This is a genomic window from Mucilaginibacter angelicae, from assembly GCF_042434235.1.
Lineage (GTDB): Bacteria > Bacteroidota > Bacteroidia > Sphingobacteriales > Sphingobacteriaceae > Mucilaginibacter > Mucilaginibacter angelicae.
Map to the genome: position 1 here is coordinate 143,933 of NZ_JBHLTS010000020.1, position 21,617 is coordinate 165,549.

Below are 21,617 nucleotides of genomic sequence, written 5' to 3' on the forward strand. Positions count from 1 at the left end.
CAAATCTGTTACACAAATCAAATTACACCGCAACAATATTAACCAGTAGTATAAATTCCTTAATATAGTAGCTTCGGTGCTTACTGAAGGAAGCACCGGTTGACTGACTTATATACTTAAACTAATTAACACAAATGATCAAACTTTTAAAGCATGCATTGATCACTCCATCAATTGCTGTTATGGCGCTTAACGCGGCTGGCCAAACCGGGGCACAACCCAAGCTTATTGAAAAGGTTACCCGTAAGGGAACCGAGCTGGTGATCCCCTATGAAAAATATGTACTCCCCAATGGCCTTACGGTTATTTTGACCGAAGACCATTCTGATCCGCTGGTTCACGTGGATATCACTTATCACGTGGGGTCGGCCCGCGAGGAGATTGGCAAATCGGGGTTCGCGCATTTCTTTGAGCACATGATGTTCCAGGGCTCGGACCACGTAGCTAACGGCGACCACTTTAAGATCATTACCGAAGCTGGCGGAACCCTGAACGGATCAACCAACCGCGACCGTACCAATTACTATGAAACCGTACCCGCCAACCAGCTGGAAAAAATGTTGTGGTTGGAGTCGGACAGGATGGGTTTCCTGCTTGATGCCGTTACCCAGCAAAAATTTGAGGTACAACGCGCAACTGTAAAAAACGAGCGCGGACAAAACTATGATAACCGCCCATATGGCCTGGTTGGTCAATATGCTTCAAAAACATTATATCCATATGGCCACCCCTATTCATGGCTTACCATTGGCTACATTGAGGAGCTGAACAAGGTAGGCGTAAATGACCTTAAAAACTTTTTCCTGAGATGGTACGGCCCTAATAACGCCACATTAACCATCGGCGGCGATCTTAACGCTAAGCAAACGCTGGCCTGGGTGAGCAAATATTTCGGCAGCATCCCAAGGGGCCCTATAGTAAAAAACATGTCGCTACCTGCACCTGTATTAAAAGCCGACAGGTATGTATCCTACACGGATAACTACGCCAAATTGCCATTGCTGTCGGTAAGCTATCCCGGTGTTAAGATCTATGATAAGGATATGTCACCGCTGGATGCTCTATCAGCTATCATTGGCCAGGGCCGCAACTCTATCTTTTATAAAAACTTTGTAAAAACCCGTAAGGCAGCTCAAGCCACTATGAGCTCATCAAATACCGAGCTTGCCGGCGAGATCAGCATGAGGGTTGTTCCTTTCCCGGGCCAAACCCTGGCTGACGCTAAAAAATTGGTGGATGAATCATTAGCCGAGTTTGAGAAAAAAGGCGTAAGCGATGACGACCTCACCCGTTTTAAAGCAAGCTCTGAAGCTGATTATATCAACAGCCTATCAAGCGTAAGTGGTAAAGTATCAGAACTGGCACAGGCGCAAACCTTTACCGGCAACCCTAACCAGATTGGCCGAGAGCTGGATGCCATCCGTGCCGTTACCAAAGAGGATGTAATGCGCGTTTATAACCAATACATCAAAAACAAACCGGCTGTAATATTAAGCGTACTGCCTAAAGGCGGCAACATACAGCCGGTTGCACCTGATAATTTTACCGTTGATACCACAGGCTACAAAGCACCCGATTATGGTTACAATGGTTTAACCTATCACAAGCCTAAAGATAGTTTTGACCGTGCAGCAAAGCCAGGCGTAGGCCCTAACCCAGCTATCAAAGTTCCGGCTATCTGGTCGATAAATACGCCAAATGGCATCAATATTATCGGAACAGAAAATAAAGAGATCCCTGCCGTGTCTATTTCTATGTCGGTAAAAGGTGGTGGTTTATTTGCTATTAACAATCCTGCAAAAGCCGGTTTGGCAGGTATAGTAGGCCGCATGCTGAACGAGGACACCCAAAACTACACCAGCGAACAGTTTAACTCCGAACTGGATAAACTGGGCAGCAGCATAGGCATTTTTGCAAGTTTTGATGAAATTTCGGTTGAGGTATCATCACTTACAAAAAACATTACCAAAACCATGTCGCTGCTTGAAGAAAGGCTGTACCACCCTAAATTTACCCAGGATGCGCTCGACAGGATCAAGAAACAAACCCTCGAAGGTTTTAAACAAGCAAAAACCCAGCCTGCCGGTGTGGCATCAGCTGTTTACAACAAAATACTTTACGGAACAGACAATGTGCGCACTTACGCAGCAGGCGGCAACGAAGAAACTGTAGCAGGTATTACCTTACAGGATGTTCAGGATTATTATGACAGCAACTTTGCACCATCGGTAACCAAAATTGTTGTAGTGGGCGATCTTAATGAGGATTCGGCTAAAAGCGCGCTTGCTTTCCTCAATACCTGGAAGGATAAAAAAGTAAGTATCCCGGCCCCGGTTGAAGGTAAATCATTTGATAAAACCACTTTATACCTGGTTGATATTCCGGGTGCGGCACAATCAGAGATCCGCATTGGGTATTTAGATAAGCTGAACTACGATGCTACCGGCAATTATTACAAGCTGAGCATTGCCAACTACATTTTAGGCGGCGCTTTCAACAGCCACATCAACCTTAATTTGAGGGAGAAAAAAGGCTGGACTTATGGTGCCCGCTCTATATTCAGCTCAGGCAAATATGGAGGCGACTTTACCGCATCGGCAGGTGTATTGGCTACTGCTACTGATAGCTCGGTGGTTGAGTTTATGAAGGAGATCACCAATTATCAAAAAACAGGGATCACACCCGAGGAATTGAAATTTACTCAAACCTCCATAGGCCAAAGCGATGCCCGCCGTTATGAAACCAATGCGCAAAAGGCTGCCTTTTTATCACGCATCCAGGAGTATGATCTAAAACCTACTTTTGTTGACGAGCAAAACAAGATCTTGTCGACCATCACCCCTGCCGAGATCAATAGCCTGGCTTCAAAATATCTTAACCCCGATAATATGATCATTTTGGTTGTTGGCGATAAGGCAAGGATTTATCCAGGGTTACAAAAACTGGGGTATCCTATTGTTGAACTCGATGCCGATGGCAAGCCAAAGCAATAAGTTAACATAGCAATAAGTCCCAAAATCCCCTTATGCCAGCGCAGGCATGAGGGGATTTTTATTTTGAAAATCAATGTTTTAAATAGAAATAAAAAACCTGCTATTCCGATTTATACTAATGCTCTGCAACTGAAAAGTTACCATCAAAAACGCATTTGTTAACATTTATTTAACTCAAATTAAATACATAAAGTTCAATTTTGAATTAAGTTTTTATCGGCACAAAAGGTGCTGCTTCGTTGGGTTCAGGTTTTATTTCTGCCAGAAAAAATAAATGAGTATTGTAAAGGGAATTTTTGGGCAAAAGAATAATGCTACCGCATCAGCAGAAAATGTTGATCTGGATGTTCTCTTCAAACAATATTACGACAGGCTGGTATACTTCTCTCTCCAGCTTATTAAAGATAAAGACCAGGCCGAAGACATTGTACAGGATGCCTTCATCAAGTACTGGAACCAACGCGAAACTGTAATACAGAACAGGATCGCCATAAAAAACTTTCTGTACAGCACAGTCCGCAATGCAAGCTTAAATACGATCAGGCATGGTAAAGTTGTTGAAGCCTATATTCAATATCAAGGCAATACCGAACCGGAAGAACCACCGGTAATTGAAGCCATCATCACCGCCGAAGCTGTGGCCGAAATTCACGCCGCATTACATTCCCTGCCCGAAAGCCACCGCACTATATCTATCATGGGCTATTTCGACGGTAAAAAGAACCAGGAAATTGCCGATGAGCTTGACATGTCGGTAAATACCGTTAAAAAACAAAAACAGCGCGCCCTTGAGCTGATGCGTGTAAAACTTTCGCCCGAAATGTTTACCGCGTTTATCATGCTTGGTGTTAGCTTTTTTAAGCGGTAAGGTTCTTCAGTAATGATCTCTTCAATTTAATATTTAATAAAAACAAGTAATACAAAAAGCGTCATTGCGAGGGACGAAGCAATCCCCGATTAGCAGAGTCGCCCTGTATAGTTTGGGATTGCTTCGTCCCTTATAATGACGTGACTGTAAGTTATTGATTATTAAGTATGTTTTTTTATCGATTTATGAATATGGGCGTTGCCTGCGGCCCGGGCTTTCCGTTGCAAGTCCTCGCCTTTCCTGCCCCCAATCCCGACACGCGCTGTGGGCTTTACACTGCAATCCCTAACGCTGCCCCGCGCACCATTGCTAAAATATATTTTATACGTCATCACGGTTTTTTTCAGGTTCCCTGATGGTTACTCGCAATGACGCCTTTTATTCTACACCCCCCCTTTGTGAAGAGAAACTGTGTCCCCTCAGGGGCTTTCATAGAGCCCCCTGAGGGAACGGAAAAGGGGATTACCTTTTTTGAAATGAAAACAACCACGGGAACAAATCGGGTTCAGCAAATACCCTTGCTTCAATGTCATGTTTTAATCCTGGATATTCGGTGTATTTTGCATTTTTAGCACCGCTTTGTTGCAACGCTTTGATCATGCTCCTGTCGGGCCAGGGGTTAATAACGTCATCGGCCGCGCCGTGAAAGATCCACACCGGAACGTTAGCTGCCCTTTTTGGATATAGCACTACGTTAGCCTGCCCGCAGATAGGGAAAGCAGCCGCAAAAAAGCCTGGATAATGGCTTACCAAATCGTAAGTGCCAAAGGCGCCAAGCGAAGTGCCGCCCAGGTAAATTCTTTTTTTATCTGCGATTTTATGTTTAACTAAACTATCAATCAAAAGTTTCACCATCCGTTCTGGCGTTGAAAGCGCCAGGGTGTTCATCTTATGGTTAAACGCTGCTGTTGTATCGTAGGGCGGCCCCGGAGGGATTTTGAACCACATGCTGTCCGCAGGACATTGCGGGAAAACTACAAGTGCAGGATATTTTTTCCGGACCGAATCATTTAAAAAATCCTTGCCAGCTCCATAATACCTGCTACTTCCGCCCAGTTGTTGTTCATTATCATTTCCTCTGAAGCCCGCACCATGCAGGTAAACAACCAAAGGGTATGATTTTTCGGGGTCATAGTTTTCAGGATATAATATCCTGTAAGGTAACGTGTCTTTGCCATTAATAAAAAGCGCTTTTTTATATAGATTAAGATCCTGCGCCCGGGAGAAATGAGCGTTTGTTAACAACGCCAAAACTACCAGGATCCCCTTGATCCATGTATTTTCTGTGATCGAATTGTTAAATCTTTTTTTCATCTTTTGTTTAAACCAGATGTTCCATTGCCCTGATATAACCGAATCCTCAAAAGGTTATAACAGGACTCAATCATAATCCTTTCATACTTAAAGATAACCACCGCTTTCGGCGAACCGAAATATAATTGACGAACGACGGCAGCCAATTGACGACCTGCAGGAAATTGTACGATCAGAAAGCTTTAGGCCGTGATGACAGAAAATTGATGAAAATCTTTTTTAGGTAAATAAGACTTCATTGCCGTTGGTTTTAACCAACGGAACAATGAGTAGCGATATGATGGGCTTCAGCCCAAATCCGCTTGCATAATTAGGCTAAAGCCAAGACTTTTCAACTTATTTACCGTTGGTTAAAACCAACGGCAATGAATATTTTGCATTTTTTAAACAGCTTCTAAGGCAAATAAGACCAACTTCGGAAACTGCGCTCATATAGGAGGCACCTACGGAGCCAATTTTGTTTGATTTTCATTTCTACAAACATGTTACTCCTCCGGAGTTATAATCATATACTTTTTTTAAACTCCGTAGGAGTAACATGTTTATAGCAAAACAAGACATATGTTTTGGCTCCGTAGGTGCCTCCTATTCGCGCTTGATTTCAAACGCAACTTTCCATAAAGAGCCTCTGGAATTTCACATCGCTAAAAAAAATTAAAAAATATCCCCCCGCCTTTATCCACTTTCAAAACGAAGGTGTCTTTATGTACGAAAAGGAAAAATGAATAATTACGAATCATACTTTGACCTGGGCCAGCTGATCGCAAAATATATGCGAAACGAGCTGAGCGACCAGGAAAAACTCCAGCTTGATCAATGGATCCAGGCTGATGCCCGCAACCAGGAATTATTCAAAAAATTAACCGACGAACACCTGCTCAATAATGAGCTGGAAACCTTTTCAGTAAGCAATAAAACCAAAGCATGGCAAAACATTGCCAAAGGCACGGGGTTTAAACGTAAAGGCAACAACTTACGTTGGGTAGGATATGCAGCAGCTGTGCTATTACTGGCTGCAGTAACCATCACCCTCAATAATAAACGCCGCACCGCAGAGCAGCCACAAAACCTGGCCAATCAACATAAAGATATCCCGCCGGGAACCAACAAAGCAGTACTTACGCTTGCCGATGGCTCAACCATAGTTTTGGATAGCGCCAAACACGGGCAAATTGCCAGCCAGCAACATGCAGTGATTAAAGAAGATGAAAACGGCAAGGTTGTTTATGAAGCTACCCATGAGGCTGAAAATCCATCAGCCCCTGCCCCTGCCGAAACTATTGCCATGAACATGCTGGCTACCCCGCGTGGCGGCCAATACCAGGTTGTTTTACCCGATGGCACAAGAGTTTGGTTAAATGCTGCATCATCGCTAAAATATCCGACCGCTTTTACCGGCAACGAGCGCAGGGTTGAGCTTACCGGTGAGGCCTATTTTGAAGTAAGCAAAGATCCGTCAAAGCCTTTCAATGTAAAAACAGCAAGCCAAACGGTTACTGTTTTGGGCACCCACTTTAATATAAACAGCTATGCCGATGAAGGCGCTACCAAAACTACCCTGCTTGAAGGCAGTGTACGCGTTACCGGCAGTACGGGCCAGTCGGTTAAAATAAAACCAGGTGAGCAGGCTATCAATACGTTAAACAACATCGGCATCAATGAAAATGCCAATATTGATGAAGCCATGGCCTGGAAAAACGGAAAGTTTGTTTTCAGCAATACCGATCTGCAAACCATTATGCGCCAGCTATCACGCTGGTATGATGTGGATGTGGAGTACCAGGGTAAAACATCGCAAAAGCATTACATGGGGCGCATATCGCGCAATGTACCCGTGTCGCAAATATTTGAGATCCTTAAAACAAGCGGCTTAAACTTCACAATTAACGGGAGGAAGATTATAGTAAAATCATAACAAAAATCCAATATGCAGTAAACGGCAAGGCCGGTTTACTAAAAGTTGGCCCATAAAAAAACCGAAAGTGTTGCGACCACTTCCGGCTATTTTTTCGGGCAAACACAATCCAAATCATATCGACTAAATACTTTTTAAACTAATTAACCCAAAACAAAAATATGGATTTTTCTACATTTCCTGTGCCTGTACACAACGATGGCCGGGTAAATAAATTCAAAAACGCTACAAAAGGTTTTTTCCGGGTGAGTCCGGATACAAAAAGAAAATTTATTATGCGGATAAAGCTTATCGCCGTCCTGTTATTTGCAGTTTGTCTGCATCTCAGCGCTAAAAGTTTCAGCCAAAACATCACTTTAGCCGAAAAAAACAGCAGCCTCCAGGCGGTACTGAACAAAATTGAGCAGCAAAGCGGCTATGATATTTTCATGCAAACCGAACTGCTTGCCGGCAGCAACAAGGTATCGTTAAATGTAAAAAACGAAGCTTTAACCAAGGTGCTTGACAGGGTATTTAAAGGCCAGCCTGTTACCTATGCTATTGTAGGGCACACCATTGTTGTAAAAGAAAAAAACGCGCAAACTTCTGCAAACTCAGCAAACACACCGGCTTCATTATATATCGGTAAAGTTGTTGATGCTACTACCAAAGAACCTCTTATCGGCGCTTCGGTAGGTGTTAAAGGAGGCGGCAAAGCTACTTCAACAAGCCTTAACGGTACATTTAAGCTTAATTTGGATAACGGTGATGGTACTGTGCTGGTAGTTTCGTACATCGGTTACATTACTAAAGAAATCACGCTTTCGGGCACTACCAATCTCGGCGATATCGAGCTTAAATCAAGCGCAAGCTCAATGCATGAGGTTGTAGTAACCGGCGATGTGGCTATTGACCGTAAAACCCCTGTTGCTGTAACAACTTTAAACCAGCGTTTTATTGAGGAAAAACTGGGCAGCCAGGATATCCCGCAATTATTAAGCGTGGTACCAGGCGTAATGGCAACACAAGGCGATGGTGGTTATGGTGATTCGCGCATTAACATCCGCGGCTTTAACAGCGGATCGAAAAAAGGTAACGTTGCTTTAACCATTAACGGTATCCCTGTTAATGATATGGAAAATGGTTCATTGTACTGGTCGGATTTTTCGGGCCTTACCGATGTAACTACCTCATTGCAGTTGCAACGCGGCTTAGGTGCGTCAAAAATCATTGTGCCTTCATTTGGTGGTACAATCAACATCACTACCCGTGGTACTGAAACTGAAAAAGGCGGCTATATTTCACAGGGTATCGGCAGCGACGGCTATGAAAAAACAGCTGTCCTGTTATCAACCGGTTTAGATAAAAACGGCTGGGCAGCCACCTTTCAGGGCAGCAGGACGCAAGGCCGTGGTAATGCAGATGGTTTAAACTTTTTAGGTTATAACTACTTCTTTAACATTTCAAAACAGCTTACCTCAAGCCAAACATTATCACTATCGGTAATGGGTGCTAACCAAACGCACGGTCAAAGGCCGGACGAGCTGATCTCTGACTGGCAAAACGCCCCTCAAGGTATCCGCTGGAACTATGAATTGGGTGTAAAGGATGGCAAACAGATCAACCCGTACAACAATAACTTCAGCAAGCCATTGTTTTCGTTAAACCATGAGTGGAACATCAACGGAAGCTCAAGCTTATCAACCGTTTTATACGCAACTTACGGCACCGGCGGCGGCGGCGGCATCCAGGGCGAAGCACCAAGGGTAAGCAACCTGTATTCGCCATATGACTATACAGCAGCCGAAAAAGCAAACTTCGCTAACCCCGATGGTTCTGCAAGCACTTACTTCTATTCTTCACATAATGACCATACCTGGTATGGTGTAAGAAGTACTTACCGTACAGAATTGAGCAAATCAATTAACCTGTCGGCAGGTGTTGATTTAAGATCATACAAAGGCACCCATTACAAAACCGTTACCGATTTATTAGGTGCTGATTATGTTTATGATCCCTTTACCGGCAACAGTGCCCCAGGCAGCCGCTCGGGCGATATCAATAATCCGGAGCACCGCGCTATTGTTGGTGATAAAATTGGTTATTACAACAAGGACAACGTGATATCAGGCGGTGCATTTGCACAGGCCGAATATTCAAAAGATGATTTCTCGGCTTTTGTAACTGTTACAGGAACCGGTACCGGCAACAAACGTACCGACCTTTATAACTACCTGAACAGCGATCCGAACCAGACAAGCAAGTACGTTAACTTCTTTAACTACCAGGCTAAGGCAGGTGCAAACTACAACATCAATGATGCCATGAACGTGTTTGCCAACGTGGGTTATATGACCAAGCCACCTTATTTTGATAATATTTTCCAAAAGTTCACCAACAATATCAACCCAAGTTCGGTATCTGAAAAACTGTTGAGCTATGAGTTGGGCTACGGTCTCAAACTGGCTCACTTCAGCGCTAAATTAAACGCTTACAGAACGTCATACAACGACGAATCATTTGCAACAGCTTACTTTGACCAGCCTACCAACCAGCTTTATACAGTAAACGTTGCCGGTGTTGATGAACTGCACCAGGGCCTTGAGCTTGAAATGAAATTAAAGCCAATTAAAGAAGTTACAATAAGCGGTATGTTATCATACGGCGACTGGCACTACACCAATGATGCAGGCCCGTCAACAGTTTATAACTCACAACAGCAGGCTGTAAAAACAGTTAACAAAGTTTATCTGAAAGATATTAAAGTAGGTGATGCTGCACAAACTACCGCAGCCTTAGGCGCCGATATCGATATACTGCCCGACCTGAGCATAGGCGGTAACTATTTTTACTACGGTAACTATTATTCCGATTTCAACTTTGCTAATGCTGGCACAGCCGGTTTAAGCCCATACAAACTGCCAAACTACTCTATCTGGAACCTTAACGGTGTGTTCAGGTTTAAAATTGCAGGTTTAGATGCCGTATTGATAGGCAACGTAAACAACCTGCTTAACACCAAATACATTGCCGACTCTTATGACGGTAACCTAACCGGTAATGCAGCCAATGCGCTGGTTTACTATGGCTTAGGCAGAACGTTTGTAACCAGTTTAAAAATTAAATTTTAATAAAACTTTTAAGTAATTAAAATGAAAAAGATATTTTATTTATTAGCTTTTGCAGCATTGTTTTTTACGGCATGTCAAAAACAGCCTGTAATCCCAAATTCGGCTGCTAAACATACCCCGGCACTTGCACTTACGTTATTACCTGCCGATTATAAATTGCTGGATACATCCATCTACGCGTCAAAAACCAACAATTTCATTTCTGATGCTGATGCCAAATTATATGTTCCGCAAATTCTGGCTGCCAAATATCCGCGTGTTGATGACAAATCAACTGCCGATGTAACCGTGGCTATAGGTACACCAAAAATTACTTTGGCCGACAGTGTTTTCAAGAATGTTGCTTACACACTTACCAATGCTGATTACTTGTTATTGCCCGGCAACAAATTCACTGATTTTACTGCCGCCCAGATCCTGTCATGGTTGCCTTACGGTCCTAAAACACAAAACCCAAAGCCAAACCAATTGGCTGTATTAACATTTAACTACTATTCGGGCACTACTACAGTACAAACATTTTCATACCTGTATTTGAATGGTGCATGGCAGCAAATTTATATGCTTAGCCCGGCTCAGTATGCTTCGGTAGGCCGGTCAAGCTTTAATCAATTTACATCTGCAGATGATGCCAGCCTTACAGCCTATATCAATGGTATATTAAAAGCCGATATTGTACTTACTGCTACTACCAAAACAGGCGATGTAAAATATGTAAGCTTTAACTATTACAGCGCAGCTAAGGTTACCAGCCAAAGGGTAATAGCATTTGCTTTTGATGGTACCAACTGGGTTACCGGTTCAACAGCCGAAACATTATCATTTGAAAGAAACGGTGGCAAATGGCTGCTTAACAGTGCCATAAGCTATACTTTGGTAAAAGACGATTATACTTATATCGGCACCAAAACAACAGCCGGTAGTGATGCAGCAAGGGCTAACGTTGCACAATACCCCGACTTTAACATCAGTGCTGCAACCGATGCTACCTTCTGGAGCGATGCCGATCTGAATGCCGCTTTAAGCGCCGTTTTGGTTGAAAAATATAAAGCTACAGCCAATCCGGGTCAAAAATACATAGTGACATATACTGTTTACAGTTTCGGAAAAACTTCCAATACTTCTAAAACGTTCACTTACAACGGCACCGACTTTGTAATTGCACAATAATTATATAAACAGGAGCATGTGAAATGCATGCTCCTGTTTCCTATCTCCCCTAAATCTTTCCGGTTTAAAAAAATTGCACAGCATAAACGCGTGGGCTGTGCTTTGTATTTATCTGTCATAAAAACAACCATTATGAAAATTAACAACCTGCTTATCGGCCTGGGTTTAGCTTTAACCTTTGCCGGATGTTCTAAAGACCTTAAAACCTCACCAACTCCGCCACCAAAATCGGGCGACACTACTGTAACAACTCCACCGGCTCCTGTTCCTTACACCATTACCGAGGATTTTGAACAGGGAAGCAAAACTGCCTATGCGGCAGCCGATATCACCCTGAGCACAGGAAGCTGGAATTTTGCCGACGCCCTGATAGGTAACCTTGCTGCCGACCTGAAAGACGGCAGTAAATCGGTAAGGATCCGTACTGGGGATATAGCCATGAATTTCGACATTAAAGGCCTTACCACTTTGTATATTAAACATGGTAAATATGGTACTGATGCCACATCAACATGGCAATTGCTTATGTCGACCGATGGTGGAGCTAATTATAACCAGGTAGGCACCGATATCAGCGAAACCAATACCACCCTGGTAACCGACTCGTTTAAAGTGAGCGTTACAGGTAAAGTTAGGTTTGAGATCAAGAAAGCAGGCACAACCCGTATCAATATTGATGATATTACCTTTAAAGGTACCGGCGATCCGGGTATAACCATTGGTACACCTGATACCGGCGGCAGCGATACTACCGGTACATCAAACTCTTCTACACCAAGGGACGTTACCGCCGGGGCCGATGCACCACCAACAAGCGGCGATAACAGCAACCTGCTTTTTGGTAATCCGTCAAATGCGCTTTCAACTCTTGCATCTATGGATAATTACCTTGTAGATCAGAAATATTATGTAGAATCATACAACGCTACCAAAGGCGAACCAAACTGGGTAAGCTGGCACCTTGACGCTACCAATACCACCAATGCAACCGGTCGTTTGGATGATTTTGCTGGCTGGAGCGGCTTGCCAACAGGCTGGTACCAGGTAGAGAGCAACAGCTACTCTGGAAGCGGTTTTGACAGGGGCCATAATTGCCCGTCGGCTGATCGCACCAGCTCAACCGGGGCAAATGCTTCAACCTTCCTGATGACCAATATGATACCACAGGCACCTCAAAATAACCAGCAAACCTGGGCCAACCTTGAAAACTACCTGCGCGAACAGGTTGCTGCCGGCAACGAGGTTTATATTATTATGGGTAGCTACGGTACAGGCGGTACAGGGTCAAACGGTTCTGCAAACACCATCAACAGTGGCCATGTAAACGTACCAAGCAATGTTTGGAAAGTTGCCCTGATCATCCCTAAAGGTGATGGTGACGTAGCACGCGTTACTGCTTCAACAAGGGTTATTGCGGTAAATACACCTAATATCAACAGCATCAATTCCGACTGGACTAAGTACATTACCACTGTTAAGAGTATTGAAACAGCAACTGGTTATACCCTGCTATCAAGCCTGCCAACTGCGGTTAGGACAGCGCTTGAAGTTAAAGTGGATAACGGCGCTTCGGGATCTTAAAAGCTAATAATTTGAAAAAGAGAAGCCGGGGGTATTACATACCTCCGGCTTTTTTGTTGATGTTTTTGCAGTGTTCAGTTTTTTAAAAACGGGTGTTCAGCTTTTTAAAATCAACTTTGGTAACTCATTGATTATCAACAATAACTTGTTCAAGTTAGTTTATTGGACGTTTTCTGATATTCACAATCAATTGATTATCAAGCAATAAAATTTAGACAAAAATAACAAGTGTTCACACTTTTAAAAATTGAACACCTGCCGTTTTGTGTTTGTCTTGCTGATACTGATTGTATAGTGGATGGGATCAATCCACTCCTTTTACGTTCATTTTTAAAACGTAAACCGCTTTTGAGGCTGTCATAAATAAGATGTCCTTATTCTTTCCACCGAAGCAGATATTGGCTGTCCATGGTTCATCAATATCTATATGGCCTATCTTTTCGCCTTTGGGGTTAACTATGGTAACGCCTTTGCCGCACATATAAATATTGCCATGCTCATCAATCGTCATCCCATCGCATCCCATAGCTATGAACAGGGTACGGTTAGATAAAGTACCGTCTTTATTGATATCATAACGATAGGTTTTGTTATCCCCGATATCGGCTACATACAAGGTCTTTCCATCCGGAGTACCGATGATACCATTTGGGCGTACAAACTTATCATCAACCATAACAGCCGGTGCTTTGCCTTTGGCCAGGAAATACAGTTTTTGCCCGTCGAGATCGGGTTGCTTGCGGGTCCAGTAATCGCGCTGGTAATAAGGATCGGTTATGTAGATCCCTCCGTCAGGGCGTACCCAAACATCATTGGGGCCATTGAATTTATGTCCCTGGTAGTCTTTCAGCAAAACAGTCACCTTGCCTTTAGGGCTGATAGACCAAAGCTGATCATCGGCATCGGCACAGCTGATCAGGTTGCCTTTTTTATCAAAATACATCCCGTTTGAGCGGCCTGCACTATCCAGGAAAACAGAAAGCTTGCCTTCGGTATCATATTTCCAGATTTTGTTGTTGGGCTGATCGGTAAAAAACACATTGCCTTTTTTATCAACAGCCGGCCCCTCTGTAAACGAGAATTGTTTGGCAACAAGCTGGGGTTTGGCATTGGGATCGTACAAATTGGTTTCAGTTTGGGCGAATGCCTTACCCGACAGCGCCGAGATCAATAAAATGAGAACAGGTAGTTTTTTCATGGTTTACGAAGTGCTATAATGGTTTTGCTAAAGTAATATGTTTTTGAGACCGATTATTTTACAGGGGTAAAATATTTGATACAAGTAGTGGATTTGTATGATTGAAGAGTTGAGCAATCCATCATTTAGCACTATTCACAATCTCTTTAAAAAGAACTCATTAAAAACGCTATTTTTGCACCTTTATTAAAATACCGTACATCACATGAGTATTGCATTATCCGAACAGGAAATCATTCGCCGCAAATCTTTACAAGAGTTACGCGCACTGGGTATTAACCCTTACCCTGCCGAAGCTTTTAATGTTAACGCCTGGGCACAGGATATAGCTGATAATTTTAAGGATAAACCCGAGGCCTACCAGGATGTTGTAATTGCAGGCCGGATCATGACCCGCAGGATCATGGGCAGCGCTTCGTTTGCTGAGTTACAGGATTCAACCGGTCGTGTGCAAATTTACCTGAAACGCGATGATATCTGCCCTGGTGAGGATAAAACATTATATAATACCGTATTTAAAAAACTGCTTGATATCGGTGACTATGTTGGCGTAAAAGGCTATGTGTTTACCACTCAAACCGGCGAGATCTCGGTTCACGTACGCGAGCTGGTTGTGCTTTCAAAATCTTTGAAACCCCTCCCGGTTGTTAAACGTGAAGATGACGGAACCATCCACGATGGCTTCACCGACCCGGAACTGCGTTACCGCCAGCGTTATGTGGATTTAACCGTTAATCCCGATTACAAACAGATTTTCATCAACCGCTCAAAAGTGATCAGCGCTATGCGTAATTACTTTAATGGGCAGGGATGGATGGAGGTTGAAACCCCTATCCTTCAGCCTGTTCATGGTGGCGCAGCGGCCCGTCCGTTTGCTACCCATCATAATACGCTTGATATGCCGCTATTTTTACGTATTGCCAATGAGCTTTACTTAAAGAGGCTTATCGTTGCCGGCTTTGACGGTGTTTATGAGTTTGGCAAAATGTTCCGTAACGAAGGCATGGACCGCACCCACAACCCGGAGTTTACCGCCATGGAAATTTATGTAGCCTATAAAGACTATATCTGGATGATGGCCATGGTTGAGGAATGTTTGGAAACCGTTGCAAGAGCAGTTCATGGCATCCCGGTTGTACAGGTTGGCAGCAATGAAATTAACTTTGCAGGCCCGTACGAAAAACTATCGATGTATGATTCGATCCTGAAATACACAGGTATTGATGTATCAGCAATGGACGAAGCCGGTTTACGCGAGGTTTGTAACGAACTGAAAATAGAAATAAACCCAAGTATGGGTAAAGGCAAACTGATCGATGAAATTTTCAGCGCTAAAGTTGAACATCACCTGATCCAGCCTACTTATATTACCGACTACCCTATCGAAATGACGCCGCTTGCTAAAAAGCACCGTACTAAAGATGGATTGGTTGAGCGTTTTGAGTTGTTCGTAAATGGCAAAGAGATCGCAAACGCCTATTCTGAACTAAATGACCCTATCGACCAGCGTGAGCGTCTGGAAGAGCAGCTGATCCTGGCTGGCAGAGGTGATGATGAAGCTATGGCTATGGATGATGACTTTTTACGTGCCCTTGAATACGGTATGCCGCCAACATCAGGCTTAGGTATCGGTATCGACAGGTTAGTAATGTTGATGACTAATCAAAGTACTATCCAGGAAGTGCTATTCTTCCCGCAAATGCGCCCTGAGAAAAAAGCTAAAGTTGCCACTGCCGATGACTTTGTAAACATAGGCGTACCGGCCGAATGGGTACCTGTACTTAATAAAATGGGCTTTAACACTGTTGAAGAACTAAAAGCAGGCAACCCTAACAAGGTATTTAATGACCTTGGCGGGATGCGTAAAAAGCTAAAACTGGATATTACCATGCCGACTAAAGAAGTGGTAATGGCCTGGTTTGAATAGTAATATACTTATAACAGTATCTTCTTTTTAAATTCTGCTTTTTGTGATATATTTGAGATAGGATTTACACAGTGATGTTTTTTCGCTGTGTAAATCCACCTTGATCATATCACATTTCAATGAAATTAAACCTGCCCGTTCTCAATTTTAAAAGGGAACATGTTTCAAAAACGGCCATGGTACGGCCCATTTTCAATCTTACAGTATATTTTTCGGGCGAAGGAGAACTTCCGGAAAGCAAGGAAAACAGTATACCGGCTCAACAGGCCGAAACTCCTGAAGAAACAATCAATCCCGGCACTGTATGTGCATTCTGCAAAAAAGACTATGGTACACTGCTTAATAAACTTTCGGTTTACCCGATTTGCGACAATTGCAGCGTCGATCTCGAAAAAAAGATCTTCCCGCAATGGGTCAAACTTTTTTTTGGCGGTGTAATATTGCTGGTTGTATTTTCCATATTCTGGAACTGGCGCTTTTATGCGGGGTACAATAATTTAAACAAAGCCAATATAGCTTTTTCAAAATCGGATGTTTCAAATGCGGCACAATTCATGACCAAAGCTGCCGAAGAAGTACCCGAAACCCGCGATCTTGTACAAATGGCTGCTTATTTTCGTGGTATTGATTTTTTGTCAAAAGATAAATCGGCTTTTGCTTTAGCCGAATTTAACAAATGTAAAGACCTGGGCGCTGACTTTCACATTAACCAATGGATACTCAACTCCGAAATTGGTGTTGCTTATGACAAGAAAGATTACCCGATGTTTTTAAAAACATCAAGAGCTGTTTTGGAGCTTGATTCTACAGTAGCCCAATCATGGGCAGGAGTAGCCTCAGCATATGCCTGTTTATATGCACAAAACGGCCAGGACTCACTAAAACAGCTTTCGCTGCAATACCTTCAAAAGGCCAGAAAATTGGATGATACAAGCACTGTATCAAAAGATTACACCGGCCGGATCTTATATAGGATTGATAGCAAACAGATCATCAGCCGTGATGAGTTTCTGAAAAAATTCCCTAATGGTTACACCTCTGCTTTAAACAAATAAATATGTTCATTCCTGGTATTCTTATCTCTATTGCTACCTTTCCCGGCGTTATTGTACATGAGTTTGCACACCTGCTTTTTTGCAGGTTATGCAAAGTAGCTGTTTTTGATGTTTGTTATTTCAGATTTGCCAACCCGGTAGGTTATGTGATCCATGAAAACACAAACAATTTTTATACAACCTTTTTAATAAGCATGGGCCCGTTTTTTATAAACACTTTATTATGCCTGCTTATTTGCATCCCGGCTTATATCCCTATTAGTTTTTTCAATGTCGATCATCCGCTGTCGTACTTTTTAATGTGGCTTGGCGTATCAATAGGCATGCATGCAATACCATCAAACCAGGATGCTAAAAACCTATATGAACAGGCAAAAGTTAAAGCCCAGGAAAAAAACGTATTAGCCATTATATCCTTTCCAATCATCGGACTGATTTATGTGTTTAACCTGCTGCGCTTTTTCTGGGCCGATTTTTTCTATGGTATTGCTATAGGTGTTGGATTACCTTCGTTACTTTTTAAAGCATAGCTTAAACAAATAAAAATTTAGCTATCACAATTTCTTAACAAAAGCTTAAAAAAAATAATACTTTCATTTAAAAAGAGTTAGCTATCATTGTAATAAACATAGATTACAAATATCATGACCAACTCAATATTGGAGATCACCGAAAACGAATACCTGATTAAACTTAACAGGAGCAACTTTAACCTGTCGTTCATCAGGAGTTTACTGAAACTTGTTGAAGTGGCCAACCCGTCTGAAGAATCTGAATATTCATCATATACAGACAGCTACGTTCAGCCGTATCAGAACCATTCAGCTACGCCTGATTATTTCAGCGCCATTGAAGAAAAATAAAAGGGACGCGGTTTTCGCGTCCCTTTTATTTTTTATTCCTTTTCTTTTATTCTGTTTTAAAACTGGCGATATCCGCCCCTTACTACCTGCTTATCCATCTGTGCCAACTGGCTTTTCATCATCTTGATCTGTTCGGTAAGCAGTTTGTTCTTATCATCCTTTGCAGCTTCTGATAAATACATTTGTGCTTCGCGCTTGTTGCGCTTTGCCATGGAAATACCCGCCAGGCTTAACTTTGCTAAAGCCACATTGTGCGACATTTTCATGCCCAGCGATAAAGCTTTCTTAAAGAATTTCTCTGATTTCATCGGTGCCTTGCGTGATTCGATCAAACCAATCAGCAAGTTGTAATAACCATGTTGATTTTTGTGCAGCTGTTTTTCGTAATCGGTAATTTTCAACAACCATTCTTCTGATTTTTCAGAATTCTCCTTACGTAAAAAATACTGGGCAATAATCATGTTTTCATTAAAGAAAAAGCTAAGCAATATAACACCGCCCATTAACAAAACAATAATTCCCCAGGCCCAAAAACTGAATGCACAAAGCGCTACCGCCGCACCCATCACTACACAAGCAAAAACTAACCGAACAATATTTGACATAATTTGTGATACTAATATTAGCACAAATATCTGTTTATTTGTACGCTAAACCAACTTCTATATAAATATTTATGGCGATTGCATTACCACCATCATGGCTTGAGGTTTTACAGCAGGAATTTGGCAAACCTTACATGATAAAACTTAAACAATTTTTGAAAGAAGAGCAGGAATCAGGGCAAATTGTTTATCCTAAAAACAGCGAAATTTTCAATGCTTTTAATACTACCCACTTTGACGATGTTAAAGTGGTAATATTAGGTCAGGACCCTTATCATGGAGCACACCAGGCCCATGGCCTTTCGTTCTCGGTACAAAAAGGTATTGCCACTCCCCGCTCGTTAATAAACATTTACAAAGAGCTTCAAACTGATATTCCCGGGTTTAATATCCCGGCACATGGCAACCTCGAAGAATGGGCTAAACAGGGTGTACTATTGCTTAATGCTACCTTAACTGTCAGAGCAGGCAGCCCGGGCTCACACCAAAAAAGAGGTTGGGAAGAATTTACCGACGAAGTGATCAAAACCATCTCCGATAAAAAAGAAGGCATTGTATTTATACTGTGGGGGGCTTTTGCACAATCGAAAGCTGTTTTGATCAACGAAAAGAAACATTTTATCCTGCGCTCCCCTCATCCTTCACCGTTCTCAGCCGATCGCGGTTTTTTTGGCAGTAAGCCTTTTTCAAAAACAAACGAGATCCTGAAAAAAGAAGGTAAAGAGCCAATTGACTGGCAAATACATTAGGATAGAAGCAAGACAAAAAGATTCAGGAGCCAGGATTATAACATTATTATCAGGCTTTAAAAAAGCCTGATAATAATGAGAGTCAGGAAATAAAAAATGTTTAAATCTTTTTTATACTTATTTCCCTAAAGCTTCCTGCTCTTTCAGGGCAGCTATATTATTGTTATCGCTGTAGCTTGCGGTTTGATTGGCAAAGTCCTCAAGGATGGCAGCTATGGTATCCAGGTTATCAGATACACGCTGGTGCATATCGGGCAGTTCCTTTTCAAGGCGTTTATCGCCCAGGTCAATATTGTCAACTTCTATTTTAGCCAATTTGGTGATTATAGCCTGCTGGCTATTTTTCAGGTCTTCCAGTTCATGGACAATTTTTTCCATCAGTCCAAACTTCTTTAACTTATCCATAATATGTGGTTTTAATTATTACTATACGAATCTAACCCCATTAATAAAAAATTGTTTCAGATTTGGAATTATCACCTTTAACTAATACTTTAGTTAAACTGAATATTTAGTTATGAAAAATCTCATTATAACCCTGCTCCTTACCTTATCAGTATTGCGAATACACGCCCAGCAAGCCGCTAACGATTCGCTCCTGCTTGATTATTACCAAAACCAGCGCTTTGCCGATGCCGCCGATTATCTTAAAAAAGCATATCCTGAACCGGTCACCGATTTAAAAGTATTGGCTAAACTGGCTTACACTTCAAAAATGGCCTCCCGCCTGCCCGATGCCGAAAGTTATTATCAGCGCATTTATGCTACGGATACCACCAGTCTCACTAACCTGTATAACATGAGTGAGATCATCAAAAGGCGGGGCAACAACAAAAAGGCGCTGATGTATGTAAAGAAGATCCTACTGAAAGACACCACCAACTTTGATGTTTATAAACAACTGGCTGATCTTTCACAAAATGTAGGCGACTTACCAGGAAGCATAGTATACCTGCAAAAAGCCAACCATATCAATCCGCTTAATCCCGATGTAGCGTATGACCTGTCCAGCTTTTATATCAACCTCAAACTATATGATAATGCCGAAAATGTAATTGATAAGGCACTTATTGCCGATACAGCCAACCTGCTGCTGTTGAAAGGGAAAGCCCAGACCTCATACGCGTTAAAAAAATACCCGGTAACCATTGCCATCACCAAAAAACTGATGGATGCAGGCGAACAGGCCGGAAGCATTGTATCCATGCTGGCCACCTCCTATTACATGACTGCCAGCTATCCTGATTGCATAAAGACTTTTAAAACGTTGGAAGATGGCGGTACCGGCACCGAAGCTTCATTTTATTACACGGCCATGAGCTACAAGGCCTTGCATAACAATACTAAAGCTATTGCCTATTTAGATAAAGCTATTGAAGAAGCAATATCTACCGGGGTAAGTTCCTACTATAGTGAAAAGGGTGATTCGTACGATCGCCTGCACCAGCTAAAAAGCGCGGTTGAGGCTTATCAGAAAAGCCTGCTTTATAAACCGGATCCCATTACTTATTACGCCTTGGCTACCCTTTATGATACTGAGTTAAAAAACAAAGCAACAGCACTTAAATACTATAAAAAATACCTGGCGAGCAAACCAAAGGATACCCAAAAAGCTTATATAACCTACTCAAAAGAACGCATTAAATCATTAGGGGTTTAGCGCTGCATGAGGCGGGCAACGTATTTGCCAATAATATCAAACTCGAGGTTTACGTGGCTGCCAACCTTCACATTGTGCAGGTTGGTATGCTCAAATGTATAGGGGATGATAGCTACAGAAAAACTATTGGCATGTGAATTAACCACAGTAAGGCTGATCCCATTCACACAGATAGATCCTTTTTCGACTGTTACATTACCGCTTGAAGCATCATACTCAAAAGTGTATTCCCAGCTGCCGTTAAGTTCATTAAAGGCGGTGCAAACAGCCACCTGGTCAACATGGCCCTGAACAATGTGGCCGTCAAGCCGGGCATTCATTTGCATGCAGCGTTCCAGGTTTACAGGGTCGCCCACTTTAAGCTGGCCAAGGTTTGTTTTGCTGAGTGTTTCTTCAATAGCAGTTACCACGTGCAAACCATCGGCTAAAGCTACCACAGTAAGGCAAACGCCATTGTGCGCCACCGATTGATCGATCTTGAGCTCATGTGATATGGCCGATTCGACGGTAATATTAAGGTTGCCTTTTTCCTGTTGTAAATCGGTGATCTTACCTAAAGTTTCTATAATTCCTGTAAACATATACCTCCCGGCCCCCTGAAAGGGCTAT

General features: G+C 42.5%; 17 protein-coding genes. 12 read left to right on the top strand and 5 right to left on the bottom strand.

The window, feature by feature from the left end; genetic code table 11:
* Positions 1–134 precede the first annotated feature (134 nt).
* Positions 135–2,993 carry a M16 family metallopeptidase gene (locus ACFFGT_RS08860; protein WP_377022163.1) on the top strand — a complete coding sequence of 953 codons (2,859 nt, stop codon included), beginning with the start codon at positions 135–137 and terminating at the stop codon, positions 2,991–2,993.
* Between the two features lie 274 nt (positions 2,994–3,267).
* Positions 3,268–3,861, top strand: coding sequence for an RNA polymerase sigma-70 factor (locus ACFFGT_RS08865; RefSeq protein ID WP_377022164.1), 594 nt, complete (start codon positions 3,268–3,270; stop codon positions 3,859–3,861).
* A gap of 462 nt (positions 3,862–4,323) precedes the next feature.
* On the opposite strand, the gene ACFFGT_RS08870 is transcribed toward ACFFGT_RS08865, so the two are convergent.
* On the bottom strand, positions 4,324–5,175 hold the full coding sequence (locus ACFFGT_RS08870) for a carboxylesterase family protein (RefSeq protein WP_377022165.1): 852 nt from the start codon (positions 5,173–5,175) through the stop codon (positions 4,324–4,326).
* Between the two features lie 721 nt (positions 5,176–5,896).
* Between ACFFGT_RS08870 and ACFFGT_RS08875 the strand changes: the two genes are divergently transcribed.
* The 4 genes from ACFFGT_RS08875 to ACFFGT_RS08890 all read left to right on the top strand — a co-directional run bounded on the left by ACFFGT_RS08875 (position 5,897) and on the right by ACFFGT_RS08890 (position 12,951).
* Positions 5,897–7,090 (top strand): FecR family protein, encoded by a 1,194-nt coding sequence (locus ACFFGT_RS08875; RefSeq protein ID WP_377022166.1) that lies wholly within the window; start codon positions 5,897–5,899, stop codon positions 7,088–7,090.
* A gap of 161 nt (positions 7,091–7,251) precedes the next feature.
* Positions 7,252–10,200: a TonB-dependent receptor domain-containing protein gene (locus ACFFGT_RS08880; protein ID WP_377022167.1), complete on the top strand. Its 2,949-nt coding sequence runs from the start codon at positions 7,252–7,254 to the stop codon at positions 10,198–10,200.
* Positions 10,201–10,221: 21 nt separating this feature from the next.
* Positions 10,222–11,370: a hypothetical protein gene (locus ACFFGT_RS08885; RefSeq protein ID WP_377022168.1), complete on the top strand. Its 1,149-nt coding sequence runs from the start codon at positions 10,222–10,224 to the stop codon at positions 11,368–11,370.
* A 132-nt stretch (positions 11,371–11,502) separates the two neighbouring features.
* The gene (locus tag ACFFGT_RS08890) at positions 11,503–12,951 is read left to right on the top strand and encodes a DNA/RNA non-specific endonuclease (protein WP_377022169.1); all 1,449 of its coding nucleotides are present in this window, start codon (positions 11,503–11,505) and stop codon (positions 12,949–12,951) included.
* A gap of 304 nt (positions 12,952–13,255) precedes the next feature.
* Here the strand turns inward: ACFFGT_RS08890 and ACFFGT_RS08895 are convergent, their stop codons facing one another.
* On the bottom strand, positions 13,256–14,149 hold the full coding sequence (locus ACFFGT_RS08895; RefSeq protein ID WP_377022170.1) for an SMP-30/gluconolactonase/LRE family protein: 894 nt from the start codon (positions 14,147–14,149) through the stop codon (positions 13,256–13,258).
* A 205-nt stretch (positions 14,150–14,354) separates the two neighbouring features.
* On the opposite strand from ACFFGT_RS08895, the gene lysS reads away from it, so the two are divergent.
* The 4 genes from lysS (at position 14,355) to ACFFGT_RS08915 (ending at position 17,994) form a co-directional block, all read left to right on the top strand.
* A complete protein-coding gene (gene lysS / locus ACFFGT_RS08900) occupies positions 14,355–16,076 on the top strand; it encodes a lysine--tRNA ligase (RefSeq protein ID WP_377022171.1) in 1,722 nt (573 codons plus the stop codon).
* A 119-nt stretch (positions 16,077–16,195) separates the two neighbouring features.
* Positions 16,196–17,131 (top strand): hypothetical protein, encoded by a 936-nt coding sequence (locus ACFFGT_RS08905; protein WP_377022172.1) that lies wholly within the window; start codon positions 16,196–16,198, stop codon positions 17,129–17,131.
* Positions 17,132–17,133: 2 nt separating this feature from the next.
* A complete protein-coding gene (locus tag ACFFGT_RS08910; RefSeq protein WP_377022173.1) occupies positions 17,134–17,661 on the top strand; it encodes a hypothetical protein in 528 nt (175 codons plus the stop codon).
* A gap of 114 nt (positions 17,662–17,775) precedes the next feature.
* The gene (locus ACFFGT_RS08915; RefSeq protein WP_090527160.1) at positions 17,776–17,994 is read left to right on the top strand and encodes a hypothetical protein; all 219 of its coding nucleotides are present in this window, start codon (positions 17,776–17,778) and stop codon (positions 17,992–17,994) included.
* Between the two features lie 56 nt (positions 17,995–18,050).
* On the opposite strand, the gene ACFFGT_RS08920 is transcribed toward ACFFGT_RS08915, so the two are convergent.
* Positions 18,051–18,599, bottom strand: coding sequence for a DUF2892 domain-containing protein (locus ACFFGT_RS08920; RefSeq protein ID WP_377022174.1), 549 nt, complete (start codon positions 18,597–18,599; stop codon positions 18,051–18,053).
* 71 nt (positions 18,600–18,670) lie between these two features.
* Here ACFFGT_RS08920 and ung point away from each other — a divergent pair, with 71 nt between their 5' ends.
* Positions 18,671–19,348 (top strand): uracil-DNA glycosylase, encoded by a 678-nt coding sequence (gene ung, locus ACFFGT_RS08925; RefSeq protein WP_377022175.1) that lies wholly within the window; start codon positions 18,671–18,673, stop codon positions 19,346–19,348.
* A gap of 117 nt (positions 19,349–19,465) precedes the next feature.
* On the opposite strand, the gene ACFFGT_RS08930 is transcribed toward ung, so the two are convergent.
* A complete protein-coding gene (locus tag ACFFGT_RS08930) occupies positions 19,466–19,753 on the bottom strand; it encodes a hypothetical protein (RefSeq protein ID WP_377022176.1) in 288 nt (95 codons plus the stop codon).
* Positions 19,754–19,865: 112 nt separating this feature from the next.
* On the opposite strand from ACFFGT_RS08930, the gene ACFFGT_RS08935 reads away from it, so the two are divergent.
* Complete coding sequence (locus ACFFGT_RS08935) at positions 19,866–21,008, top strand: tetratricopeptide repeat protein (protein ID WP_377022177.1); 1,143 nt, start codon at positions 19,866–19,868, stop codon at positions 21,006–21,008.
* On the opposite strand, the gene ACFFGT_RS08940 is transcribed toward ACFFGT_RS08935, so the two are convergent.
* On the bottom strand, positions 21,005–21,589 hold the full coding sequence (locus ACFFGT_RS08940) for a riboflavin synthase (RefSeq protein ID WP_377022178.1): 585 nt from the start codon (positions 21,587–21,589) through the stop codon (positions 21,005–21,007). The genes ACFFGT_RS08935 and ACFFGT_RS08940 overlap by 4 nt on opposite strands.
* Positions 21,590–21,617 lie beyond the last annotated feature (28 nt).

What these genes read in the sequence shown, in the direction of transcription:
- ACFFGT_RS08860 (WP_377022163.1), top strand. Translation starts at nt 135, where the DNA reads ATGATCAAACTTTTAAAGCATGCATTGATCACTCCATCAATTGCTGTT.
- ACFFGT_RS08865 (WP_377022164.1), top strand. Translation starts at nt 3,268, where the DNA reads ATGAGTATTGTAAAGGGAATTTTTGGGCAAAAGAATAATGCTACCGCA.
- ACFFGT_RS08870 (WP_377022165.1), bottom strand. Translation starts at nt 5,175, where the DNA reads ATGAAAAAAAGATTTAACAATTCGATCACAGAAAATACATGGATCAAG.
- ACFFGT_RS08875 (WP_377022166.1), top strand. Translation starts at nt 5,897, where the DNA reads ATGAATAATTACGAATCATACTTTGACCTGGGCCAGCTGATCGCAAAA.
- ACFFGT_RS08880 (WP_377022167.1), top strand. Translation starts at nt 7,252, where the DNA reads ATGGATTTTTCTACATTTCCTGTGCCTGTACACAACGATGGCCGGGTA.
- ACFFGT_RS08885 (WP_377022168.1), top strand. Translation starts at nt 10,222, where the DNA reads ATGAAAAAGATATTTTATTTATTAGCTTTTGCAGCATTGTTTTTTACG.
- ACFFGT_RS08890 (WP_377022169.1), top strand. Translation starts at nt 11,503, where the DNA reads ATGAAAATTAACAACCTGCTTATCGGCCTGGGTTTAGCTTTAACCTTT.
- ACFFGT_RS08895 (WP_377022170.1), bottom strand. Translation starts at nt 14,149, where the DNA reads ATGAAAAAACTACCTGTTCTCATTTTATTGATCTCGGCGCTGTCGGGT.
- lysS (WP_377022171.1), top strand. Translation starts at nt 14,355, where the DNA reads ATGAGTATTGCATTATCCGAACAGGAAATCATTCGCCGCAAATCTTTA.
- ACFFGT_RS08905 (WP_377022172.1), top strand. Translation starts at nt 16,196, where the DNA reads ATGAAATTAAACCTGCCCGTTCTCAATTTTAAAAGGGAACATGTTTCA.
- ACFFGT_RS08910 (WP_377022173.1), top strand. Translation starts at nt 17,134, where the DNA reads ATGTTCATTCCTGGTATTCTTATCTCTATTGCTACCTTTCCCGGCGTT.
- ACFFGT_RS08915 (WP_090527160.1), top strand. Translation starts at nt 17,776, where the DNA reads ATGACCAACTCAATATTGGAGATCACCGAAAACGAATACCTGATTAAA.
- ACFFGT_RS08920 (WP_377022174.1), bottom strand. Translation starts at nt 18,599, where the DNA reads ATGTCAAATATTGTTCGGTTAGTTTTTGCTTGTGTAGTGATGGGTGCG.
- ung (WP_377022175.1), top strand. Translation starts at nt 18,671, where the DNA reads ATGGCGATTGCATTACCACCATCATGGCTTGAGGTTTTACAGCAGGAA.
- ACFFGT_RS08930 (WP_377022176.1), bottom strand. Translation starts at nt 19,753, where the DNA reads ATGGATAAGTTAAAGAAGTTTGGACTGATGGAAAAAATTGTCCATGAA.
- ACFFGT_RS08935 (WP_377022177.1), top strand. Translation starts at nt 19,866, where the DNA reads ATGAAAAATCTCATTATAACCCTGCTCCTTACCTTATCAGTATTGCGA.
- ACFFGT_RS08940 (WP_377022178.1), bottom strand. Translation starts at nt 21,589, where the DNA reads ATGTTTACAGGAATTATAGAAACTTTAGGTAAGATCACCGATTTACAA.